At 39.6% G+C, this 9,607-nt stretch carries 9 protein-coding genes; 7 read left to right on the top strand and 2 right to left on the bottom strand.

What is annotated here, in order from left to right; translation table 11 throughout:
• Both EO118_RS08810 and EO118_RS02080 read left to right on the top strand, forming a co-directional pair.
• A partial coding sequence (locus EO118_RS08810; RefSeq protein ID WP_164723757.1) for a hypothetical protein occupies window positions 1-76 on the top strand: 76 nt, incomplete at its 5' end.
• Between the two features lie 213 nt (window positions 77-289).
• Window positions 290-1,102 (top strand): class I SAM-dependent methyltransferase, encoded by an 813-nt coding sequence (locus tag EO118_RS02080; RefSeq protein WP_127068398.1) that lies wholly within the window; start codon window positions 290-292, stop codon window positions 1,100-1,102.
• A 282-nt stretch (window positions 1,103-1,384) separates the two neighbouring features.
• Here the strand turns inward: EO118_RS02080 and msrB are convergent, their stop codons facing one another.
• Window positions 1,385-2,353 carry a peptide-methionine (R)-S-oxide reductase MsrB gene (msrB, locus tag EO118_RS02075; RefSeq protein WP_127068397.1) on the bottom strand — a complete coding sequence of 323 codons (969 nt, stop codon included), beginning with the start codon at window positions 2,351-2,353 and terminating at the stop codon, window positions 1,385-1,387.
• A 652-nt stretch (window positions 2,354-3,005) separates the two neighbouring features.
• Here msrB and EO118_RS02070 point away from each other — a divergent pair.
• Together EO118_RS02070 and EO118_RS02065 are read left to right on the top strand one after the other, a co-directional pair.
• Window positions 3,006-3,239 (top strand): DUF2922 family protein, encoded by a 234-nt coding sequence (locus EO118_RS02070; RefSeq protein ID WP_127165593.1) that lies wholly within the window; start codon window positions 3,006-3,008, stop codon window positions 3,237-3,239.
• A 13-nt stretch (window positions 3,240-3,252) separates the two neighbouring features.
• Window positions 3,253-3,456, top strand: coding sequence for a DUF1659 domain-containing protein (locus tag EO118_RS02065; RefSeq protein WP_126939940.1), 204 nt, complete (start codon window positions 3,253-3,255; stop codon window positions 3,454-3,456).
• Window positions 3,457-3,792: 336 nt separating this feature from the next.
• Here EO118_RS02065 and EO118_RS02060 read toward each other — a convergent pair whose 3' ends face one another.
• Window positions 3,793-4,419 carry an RNA polymerase sigma factor gene (locus tag EO118_RS02060; RefSeq protein WP_127068395.1) on the bottom strand — a complete coding sequence of 209 codons (627 nt, stop codon included), beginning with the start codon at window positions 4,417-4,419 and terminating at the stop codon, window positions 3,793-3,795.
• Between the two features lie 1,310 nt (window positions 4,420-5,729).
• Here EO118_RS02060 and metA point away from each other — a divergent pair.
• The 3 genes from metA to EO118_RS02045 all read left to right on the top strand — a co-directional run bounded on the left by metA (window position 5,730) and on the right by EO118_RS02045 (window position 9,590).
• Window positions 5,730-6,689 carry a homoserine O-succinyltransferase gene (gene metA / locus EO118_RS02055; RefSeq protein ID WP_127068406.1) on the top strand — a complete coding sequence of 320 codons (960 nt, stop codon included), beginning with the start codon at window positions 5,730-5,732 and terminating at the stop codon, window positions 6,687-6,689.
• Window positions 6,690-6,736: 47 nt separating this feature from the next.
• Entirely contained in the window at window positions 6,737-8,005 is a 1,269-nt protein-coding gene (locus EO118_RS02050; protein ID WP_127068394.1) for an O-acetylhomoserine aminocarboxypropyltransferase/cysteine synthase family protein, read from the top strand.
• A gap of 532 nt (window positions 8,006-8,537) precedes the next feature.
• The gene (locus EO118_RS02045) at window positions 8,538-9,590 is read left to right on the top strand and encodes a hypothetical protein (protein ID WP_127068393.1); all 1,053 of its coding nucleotides are present in this window, start codon (window positions 8,538-8,540) and stop codon (window positions 9,588-9,590) included.
• Window positions 9,591-9,607 lie beyond the last annotated feature (17 nt).

Below are 9,607 nucleotides of genomic sequence, written 5' to 3'. Positions count from 1 at the left end.
AGAAGGTTTACGTTTCGCGATCCGCGAAGGTGGCCATACAGTAGGCGCTGGTGTTGTTACAGCTATCGAAGCATAATTGAATCATAGATTCTAACTACGAAAAGCGACCGTAAGGTCGCTTTTTTGTTGCCATAGGCACAGTATATGTGCTTGTTATATAGTATAATTAAAGTATATGAATTGATAATATTTATCACGTGTAATTTGAAAATATCATATATAATAATAGTAGTCATATACATGTAAATTATATCTAGCCTACTAGGTATAGAGTTACAAGGAGGTTTTCATGAGTACAATCACAACAATGCCTGTTTCTATGGAAGGTTGGCAAGAAGAGCAACAATCTTGGAATCAAACGTCTAAGTTCTTCGTCAATATGCACAAGCGCGAGGATCGTGTGGCGCAAGTGGTGGATTTTGTAGCACGCTTACAAGAGTTAGGCATCCATCCAGTAGAAGGAGAAACTGCACTTGATGTAGGTTGCGGCACTGGTGACTATGCCATGGGACTCGCTCGTAATGGGGTGAAAGTAACTGGCGTTGATCTGTCCACAGGCATGCTAGAAGGTGGTAAGGCAATTAGCGAAAGTGAAGGGCTTTCACTAGATTTATGGTTAGGACCATGGTCCGAAGAGGCACGGCAAACCTTAGGATGGGATAAGCAATTCGATTTGGTATACAGCATTTTCTGCCCTATTATGTCGGACACAGCGAACTTATATGCCTTGCATCGAGCTAGCCGTAAATATTGCTTGTGTATCATGTTCGCCGATCGAAAGGATGAATACTTAGATGCTATCTATAGTGAGAGATATGGTGTGTGTGGTACACCGTGGGAATCGATGTTGCAAGATTGTTTAGGTACAGCCAACAAAATTGGAAAAGATGTAAACATTACTTACAAAACGGTGGAAGAAGTAGAAACTTTAACCGTCGATGAGGCAGTGGACTATTTCTGCTTGCGTGTGCATCGCAAAGTGGGTGGTGATTTAGAAGTTATCAAACAAGAAATTCGTGAATTTTTAGCGGAGAAAGCTGTAGATGGCAAATTAGAAAACCACACAACGGATACTATTGCGTGGATTTCTTGGCGTGTCTAATTTTCTGCACTTGTAAGATACAGAATTTGCAGGGATACAATAGCATATGCATAATCTATAGGGATATACGTACTTTACCAGCATAAACATAGTGTTCAAGAATGCTAGCTCGATCGTTATAGATAGAATACATAATCGTATAGTATCTATATAACAATAAAAGACTGTAAACACATGGGAATATAGCCCTGAGTTTACAGTCTTTTTGTGTTGTCAGTTACGATGAACTGTAGTCATAAAAATGATATTGGACATATGCCAATCTATTATATAGTAATGTTCTTAAGAATCCTGAGATAGAGCTTCGCTACGTTCTACGAACTTACGCAAACTACCATATCCTTCTTCCTCAAGTTTTTCTAAAGGGATAAAGCGCAATGCAGCGCCGTTGATACAATAGCGGAGGCCGCCCATAGATTGGGGCCCATCTTCAAAGACATGTCCTAAATGAGCATCGCCAATGCGACTGCGCACTTCGATGCGACGATGTCCTAAACTATCATCTTGATAGTAACGAATCACATCGCTGTTGATAGGCTGCGCAAAGCTAGGCCAACCGCAACCGGAGTCAAACTTTTGAGCAGAGATAAAAAGAGGCTCTCCAGAGGTAACATCTACATAGATACCGGGACGAAACTCATCTGTATATCCATGAGAGAAAGGTCGTTCTGTAGCACTCTGTTGTGTTACAGAATAGGCTAAGTCGCTGAGTTCTTCTCGTAAAACAGAGTCAGATTTTCGTTCGTAGTCGCTTTCATCAACCAAAGGTTCATAAGCTTTGGACACATTAATGTGACAATAGCCGTTTGGATTTTTGTCTAAATAATCTTGGTGATAGGTTTCAGCTGGATAAAAGGAGGCTAGCGGTAAGACTTCGATGGCAAAAGGCTCTTTGTAGTGGCTGTTAGCACGTCCCAAAGTAGCTTCGATGATGGCTTTGTCATCAGGAGTTTCATAATATACACCGCTGCGATATTGTACACCCACATCGTTACCTTGTTTATTGATGCTGAAAGGATCGATGATGCGCAAGAAATACTGTAGAATTTTAGGGAGGGAGATCACGGATGTATCATAGGTGACTTTTACAGTTTCTACGTGACCACTGCCACGGCATACGTCCTCATAACTTGGATTTGGCTGAGTGCCATTGCTGTAACCTACCTCAGTATCTACAACACCTGGAATGCGTTGAAAGTAGCTTTCAACACCCCAGAAACAACCGCCGCCTAGGTAAATAATTTTGTTCATACTATCACTCCTTTTTGTTGTCTATATTAGTGACGATGCATATGATGTATTATTTTTATATTACTAGAGAAATAATGTGATGCTATTGATTAGATAGCATCAGTATATACTTGATTTTAATTATAGCATGCGTTTGTATAAAAGCGTGTATAAAATAATGTTATTACAGGTATAAGATATATGGTGCAATGATGAACAGAGTAATAACATTCCTTATAAGATTGTTTATAAAGGTGAAAGCCACCTAACTCGTATGGGGCCGAGTAGGTGGCTTGTTTGTGATAACTATAGGTGTGTATGGGAAGCCACCGTTATCACATATGTAAGTAGTTTGAAAGGCTGGAACATATGAGGTTTCATAGTTCCTGTCGAGTATCACATCGACAAATATAGTATATCAAATGAGTAGGAATAAGTAAAATAATAATAAAGTCTTAAATCTTATAGGGTGTGGCTATATCATATAAGTGCTATTTATGAATGGATATAAAAATATGATATGCAATTATAGAATGTGTAATTGCAGCATGGATGGCTGTAATATGTATTGGTGTTACTGAAATCTTTGATGAGTAAATTTATTTGGTTGACATCATCTCTCTTTGTGAATGTATCTAAGTGTAAGGACTTGGCACTAAGAAAGGAGAAGAATATGGCAGCAAGTACAGTAGTGAAAAAAGAATTACATTTAGTCTTTATGGACACATCTAAGGAAGAAGTAAGTATTGTAGTAGGATTCCCCAAAGAAGGGGTAACTAAATCTGAAATCGATACAGTAGGACAACTTATGGTAGAAAAAGATGTACTTCGTGGTCGTAAAGATCAACGCTTAACTAGCTTTCAACATGGTACATTAGTGACTACAGAATCTACAGTGGTAGAATAAGGAGGGGTAGAATATGACAACAACAATGGTGACTAAATTACAATTACAATTTAAAAAGGGCGAAGGCGCGCACAATGTAAAGGTAGCTAATTTTGCCTATGTGAACGAAGCAGCATCTGATGAAGATATCAAAGCCGTAGGTGACGCATTAGGTAAGTTATATGCATACCCATTGGTGGGTGTTGTCCGCAATAATGCAATCGCGTTGGCGGCGTAGTATGGACAAGATTGAAAAAGCGATAAAATTAATTAGAATTGCCTTCTGGGTATATAAGTGGTTGAAACGATAAGGTAGGATAGACCTTTAGACAGTAGTGAACCACATACGACAGAGGTATATGTAAAGCAATAGTATATTTGAATTAGTGCCAAGGATTACCGTAGCCATCTTGCTAATACATAGCAGGGTGGCTATTGTTATGCTCTATCTAGAAAGAATACCTAGAAAACATGGTGTTGATGATGACAAAGCTATATCATAAAAATGTAAAAACCTGAATCTCGAAAGTAGAGATTCAGGTTTTTTGTGATAAGTCCTTAGTCCTTAGTTAAATTAATCTTTAGATCGTTCTAACTCTTGTTGTACCAAAGCGATAGCTTTTTTATACTTTTTGTGCATTGCTTGTCGACTTATTCCATATACGTTAGCCATATCACTAATGGATTTACCTTGAAATAAAATCTGCTCTAATAGGGCGGCATGCACGGTATCAATCCGTGAAAGTGCCCCTTTCAACGCTACAATTTGTAAGTGCGCAAGGGCCTCCTGCTCTGTATCATCTTTGGCAGGGATGTGGATGATTGGATTCGAGTCATCCTCTTCATGAAGTAAAGATTCATGATTCCATTGATGAACACTTTTACGGAAGAGATTCATTTCCGTATAATGGATGCGAGATTTTACAAACCCTGCAAAGGGGACTTTCCCGTTCAGATCGTACGTTTGGATAGCGGTTAAGAAACTCTCCCATAATGTAGCTTCTAAATCGTTTTCCATGCTACGAAGTTGACGTACATGGGAATAGCGTGTGATCAGTGGTACATAGCGTTGACACAAAATGACAGAAGCAGATGCATGACCTGCTTGGGCTAAGGCGACTAGCTCTTCATCGGTATAATAGTCTTCCCCCCAATCAGGGCATGAATCTTGAAGCCCTTGCGAAATATAAGACTTTTTCATAGTAATCTCCTTTTTGAAAGGACTTATCATTGTTGTACTTCCTGAATTTATTATCTGTCTGTCTGTTAGTTTTGGTAAACACCTCCTTGTTCTTACGAATTTGAATTAAGAAATTAAATTCTGTTACAAGCGCTTATGCTATTAATTAAAATTATAAATCAAAAAGTGAGAAATGTCATCAATAAAATGGTCAAAATTGCTCATATATGCCAAATTAGCATATGGAATTTAAAATTTATAATCAATATGCTTGTTGTTTCTAATACTTATAAAAGAATCAAAAAGTGGCTATAACTAAAAGATACTCACTTGTTACGCTATGCAGCCTGTGGCGGTGTTAACTGAATATGATAAAGGGAAGCCCATGGCATACTCCTTCTCAAACGGTATTTCATAATGTTTGTTCAGGAGCACGCCATGGGCTTCTTGCTTTTGTTTGATTTAGTCAGTAAGAACCGCCATAAAGGCTGCTACGCCTAACTGCATTTCTTAGGGATAATTATATCCAATTATATTTTTTAAAGTGGTTGGTAATTATTATCAACGATATGTGTGATTTGTGCTATAATAAAATTAAAGAGTTATCAACGTGAGTTGGGCTCATCTCTTCCTAATGAGGGAGGGGGTGGTTTCTATGAAATTTTTGAAAAAGTTACTTGTATTAGTAAAATTTTTAAAATTAATTATAGATTTGTATCGTTTCTTTAATTAGAAATGAAAAAGCCTAACGTAAAAGATAAGTGTTACCAGCACTTATACACGTTAGGCCTTTCATCTTTTGATATTCTGAGATGAGCCTAACGCCGTTCGCACGTTGATGGCTCTTCTTTTTATGTCTGTATTATAGCATACTTTTAGAGAAAACACTACTTATTAGCCTATGCAGCCTGTGGCGATTTAACTAAATATGATAAAGGGAAGCCCATGGCATACTCCTTCTCAAACGGCATTTCACAATGTTTGTTCAGGAGCACGCCATGGGCTTCTTGTATTTGTGTAATTTAGCTAGTAAGACCTGCCACAAAGGCTGCTACGCCTAACTGCGTTCCTAAGGGATGGGATGGGGGACATCGTACTCTTCTGGGGGATATATCATTGTGACTCTAGTGAAGGTGATAAAGGGTTAGTATCCGCAGAGGGATATTTGCAAATTTAAGGACTTACTATTTTGTTATAGGTAATGACTATATATAATAATATGTATCCTGTATAAGGATAAATGTGCGCATATTGTTGACATCTGATGGACATCCTAGTATACTTAATTCATCGTTAATCGATAGGTTTTACTGGAAAGAGAGGTGAATGGATTGCCGATACGAGTGGTGAAAGGATTACCGGCGATAGGGAAACTTTCAGAAGAGAATATATTCGTCATGGATTCGGAGCGAGCAGAGTCGCAAGATATTCGACCACTCCATATTGTGGTTGTGAACTTGATGCCGCGGAAAGAAACGACGGAAATTCAACTGCTCCGTGCTTTGAGCAATACACCGTTACAAACGAAGGTCACCTTTCTGTACACGGCGTCCTATACAGCGAGTCATACGAGCCAAGAATATTTGGAAACCTTTTATAGGACTTTCGAGGAAATCAAAGATCAATACTTTGATGGCTTGATTATCACAGGTGCTCCGGTAGAACAAATGCCATTTGAGGAAGTGAATTACTGGGATGAGCTTTCAGAGATTATGGAATGGAGCAAAACCCATGTATGTTCGACACTCTACATTTGTTGGGGAGCCCAAGCAGGGATTTACAAGCACTTTGGTATTCACAAAGAAGATTTGCCTACTAAGTTATTTGGTGTATACGAACAAGAAGTGCAGAACACGAAACCCATGCTGATGCGTGGCCTAGATGAACTCTTCTATATGCCTCATTCACGGCATACGACGGTGAGTGAAAGCGAAATCAACGCTCACCCTCAACTAGAAGTGCTAGCCCGCGCGGATAAGACAGGTGTTGGTATCGTTAGATCCTATGATAATAAACATGTATTTATCTTTGGACATCCAGAATATGATCGAGATACCTTATACCAAGAGTATGATCGGGACAGAAAATTAGGCTTAGAGATTGAGATTCCAGAAAATTATTTTCCTGGAGATGATCCAACCAAGACTCCGATGATACGATGGCGTTCGGCATCGACCATACTTTATACGAACTGGTTAAACTATTATGTGTACCAAGAAACACCATATGAAGTCAGTGAATTGCAATCGAGAGAGATTGAAGAACCATATATACAAGACTGGGTGATTTAATCCTGGTTAATAGATAGTAAAGATTTAAGAATAGTGAGGAAAGTAACATGAGCAATTACAAATTTGAAACATTACAATTACACGCAGGTCATACAGTGGACGCAACAGGTTCTCGTGCAGTGCCAATTTATCAAACAACTTCTTATGTATTTAAAGATGCAGAACAAGCAGCAGGTCGTTTTGCTTTAACTGATGCGGGCCCTATCTACACTCGTTTAGGCAACCCTACACAAGACGTGTTGGAAGGCCGTGTAGCGGCTTTAGAAGGCGGTGCTGGTGCGATCGCTGTAGCATCTGGTTCCGCAGCGATTACATACACCATCCAAAACGTAGCCTCTGCTGGCGATAACATTGTAGCAGCTTCCACATTGTACGGTGGTACATACAACTTATTCAGCGCAACATTGCCACGTTTCGGCATTACTACAAAATTTGTAAATCCAGATAACTTAGATGAGTTCAAAGCAGCGATCGACGACAATACAAAAGCTGTGTATGTGGAATCTGTTGGTAACCCAGGGGCTAACCTTGTGGACTTAGAAGCGATTGCTGAAATCGCTCACGCACACGGTATCATCGTGATTGTAGATAACACATTTGGTACTCCATACTTGTTCCGTCCATTCGAACATGGTGCAGACGTTGTTGTTCACTCCGCTACTAAATATTTAGGCGGTCATGGCACAACTATCGCTGGTGTCATCGTGGAAAGTGGCAAGTTCGACTACAAAGCAAGCGGTCGCTACCCAGGATTTGTAGAAGGCGACGTACATTATAATGGTTTAGTATACGGCGATCTTCCAATTCCTTTCACTGTGAAAGTACGTGCTCAATTATTGCGTGACACTGGTGCATCCATTACTCCACTAGCAGCATGGTTGATTATCCAAGGCATTGAAACATTGTCCTTGCGTGTAGAGCGCCATGTAGAAAACACTCGTAAAGTAGTAGATTTCTTGGTAAACCATCCAAAAATTGCGTATGTAAACTACCCTGAATTACCAAGCAGCCCATACAAAGCATTGGCTGATAAATACTTCCCGAATGGCGTTGGTGCTGTCTTCACGTTCGGTGTTAAAGGTGGTAAAGAAGAAGGTATCAAATTCGTTGATGCTCTTGAAATCTTCTCTAACCTTGCAAACGTGGCGGATGCTAAATCCTTGGTAATTCACCCAGCAAGTACAACACATGCTCAATTGAGCCCTGAGGAACAATTGACAGCAGGTGTAAAACCAGAACAATTACGTGTGTCCATCGGTATCGAAAATGTAGATGATATCATTGCTGACTTAGCGCAAGCATTGGATAAACTGTAAGATACAACCACTGTATAATTTTATATAAGGGAATCCACAGTAGTGGGTTCTCTTTTTGTTGTGCAAATAGGGATGGACATTTTCTAAGAACGTTATCGTTACAAGATGGGGTATAGGATAACATAATCTAAGAGTATCATAAGATATATGACTAAATTAATAGGGGGAAAGCTGATTAAAGACATCAATGTTCCTATATGTTAGGATTTTATCATATATGATTTTATACTATATTCGGCGGTGATACTCGCCTCTAAGTATATGTTTATAGTGATTGTGGGAGCATTGTCAGAACTGGTGCTGATATGTATGAATGTTGGTTTGGGGATACACAAAATCATACACAAATGGTGTGATGTAGTGCTTAGACGCTTATAATAAGCCATTTTATGGTATACTAGATATATATTTGTATTAAACACGAAGTGATACGGCAAAAACTATTAGAGGTGTATATAGATATATGCTGACTTTAAAAGTGTATAGAAATCAGCATAGGATATAAAGGGCTACGAAGAAAGGAAATCAACGAATGAAAAGCAAACTAGTTAAAAATACGTGGTGGAAATCTGTGGTATGTGGCATGGCGATGGTTACTTTCACAGGGGTTGTAGGTATGGCGTATGCTATAGAGGGAACACCGGTGAGGACTTCCACAAGGGAGTTAGGTAGTGTACAAACAGTAGATCCTCAAGGAATAGATGGGAAACACTTCGTATTACAAAAGGAGAATGCTACACCAGAGAAGAGGGGGCTCTATGTTAGCCACCGACCGGCTCATTTTCGGGTGTCTATGTTTGGCACTGTGAAAGATATTCATTGGATTGATAAGGTTGTTCCTACAGATAGCGGACATATAGAGGGATTTTTGCTAGATTTTGACGAACATACGACTATGATGATCACGAGACGAGATAATACACCAACGCAGGGTGTTTCTCAGGAGCGATGGAATACGACATGGTATGACCAACCAATCCAGGGGATGACGGATGAGGAGTATATGGCAATTTGGCGACGTGAAGATCCGCATTTATCTGAAAAATATACACAGCTTGAAGGTGGCTTGTTGTGGAGAGAAGAGATGACGGCTGCTCGTTGGGACCGGTCTGTACAAATGACATCGGAAGGACCGAAAGTGCGTTTTACAGTGGATATGATTTTAAAAGAAGACCCTACGCATCGGTATGTGATTACTTTCACTTATGATGATATCCAAAAGTATAGTATAGAATCATTGAAACACTTGGTGGATATTCTGGAGTATTTGCCAGATGAAAGTGAGGCAGATGCTCAGCAAAATGAAAAGCAACAGACTCAAGAGGAGAGTGCCACTTTACAAGCAGACGAAGGGTATGACCTACCATCTGTTCTAATGCCAAATATGTCTATGGAAACGAAGGATGTAACAGACCTTGAAGACCTATATCACCAGGAGTTAAACCAAGGTAAGCCATCGGTACGCAAAGAACAGGGATTAAGAATTACCGATACAGGGGTTACATCTCAATCCACGTGGGATGATACGAGCAAAACGAAGGCGACCATCCAACGGTCTGGTCGAATAGGACTAGAGAAAGAATGAGTTAGCGCAAATATTTT

The sequence above is a fragment of the Veillonella sp. 3891 genome (genome assembly GCF_003992315.1).
Taxonomy (GTDB): Bacteria; Bacillota; Negativicutes; order Veillonellales; family Veillonellaceae; genus F0422.
This window is presented reverse-complemented; position numbering and strand designations above follow the sequence as displayed.